A 401-nucleotide genomic window follows, 5' to 3' on the forward strand; every position below is an offset into this window, starting at 1 on the left:
GCGACGTGCTTGCGATCTGGGCGCCGACGACCAGGACGCACGGCCCAGCGGTGCGCGTTGGCCAATAGCTGCTCGCGGATGTCTGGCGGGTAGTTGTCGGCAGTGGACAAGGCGGGTATGGGCTTGCCCGGCAGGCCGGCCTCGCGGATGACTTTGGGCCAGCGCGGTCGCCAGCACAGCAGCAGCGATGCCCAGTGCGACAAGCCGAGGATGATGAAAGCCGGCGAAATCATCAGGCAGCCGACCCAGATGAGGGGACCGCCTTCGCGCAGGAAGGGCCCCAAGGCCTCGAACTGCGCGATGAAGGCTTGCCACGGCAGCGGCAGTTGCGAGCTGATGCGCGGCTTCGGGACGGCCGACAGGCCGCCCTCGTTCATGTAGCGGCGGATGAACTCCCACTC

The 401-nt window shown here is 67.6% G+C and carries 1 pseudogene; it reads right to left on the bottom strand.

Annotated features, from left to right (window positions below):
• Positions 1 to 377 (bottom strand): annotated as a pseudogene (locus tag AC1DK4_RS40850) (hypothetical protein); the annotation flags it as partial.
• Between the last annotated feature and the right edge of the window lie 24 nt (positions 378 to 401).

The sequence above is a fragment of the Cupriavidus sp. 05N38 genome, assembly GCF_056397345.1.